Genomic DNA, 711 nt, shown 5'->3' with positions numbered 1-711 from the left:
GCCTGCTCGAGGGCGACTCCCTCTTCTTCAAAGTCTGTGACTTGGCCTTTAAACTCTGCCCAGGCTTTTAAGAAGTTGCGCTTCTCTTCTTCCCAGCTGGGTGCCAGGACCTCATTTTCTCCCCCATTGGAGTAGAGCTTGAGGGCATTGTCGACAGCTTCCTTAAAGGCTTGAGGGCGCTGGAAAGTGATGATATGGCCGAAGTGCTTCTTGTCATCAAAGATCCGGTTAGTCCGGCTGAAAGCCTGGATCAAGTCCTGTGGACGCATAGGCTTGCGATCAATAAAGAGCGTAGAAAGACAGGGAGCATCAAAACCGGTCAAGAGACGGTCAACCACAATGACCAGATCCAACTGCTCATTGCGGTAGAGGTACTTGTCCTGCTTTCTGGCCAGGCGATTGTTGACATCGGTGTTAAAGCCCCGCAGATCCGCTAGGCTAAAATGCGTACCAAACTCTTGGTTGTAGTCCTCCATGACCTGCTTCATGTGGTCTTGGTAGCCGATGGATTCTTCCTCATTTTCAGACACTGAGTAGGTGATGGTAAACTTTGGAAAATCTGGTAGATATTGTTTGACCCGCTCGGAAACTTTGACCCGTTCCTTGCCAGCGAGAATGCTCTTGAGCAGATTATAATAAGCCTGTGCTCGTGGGATAGACTTGACTGTTAAAATAGCCTCATAACTCTTTCCGACCCCTTTAGGGATATTG

General features: G+C 49.1%; 1 protein-coding gene. It reads right to left on the bottom strand.

Annotated elements, in window-relative coordinates; translation table 11 throughout:
• Nucleotides 1–711, bottom strand: a 711-nt coding sequence (locus tag SPADD19_RS04305; protein WP_164905859.1) for a type I restriction endonuclease subunit R, incomplete at both ends; no start/stop codon positions are given.

The organism is Streptococcus parasanguinis (assembly GCF_001578955.1).
GTDB classification, from domain to species: Bacteria; Bacillota; Bacilli; order Lactobacillales; family Streptococcaceae; genus Streptococcus; species Streptococcus parasanguinis_U.
This window is presented reverse-complemented; position numbering and strand designations above follow the sequence as displayed.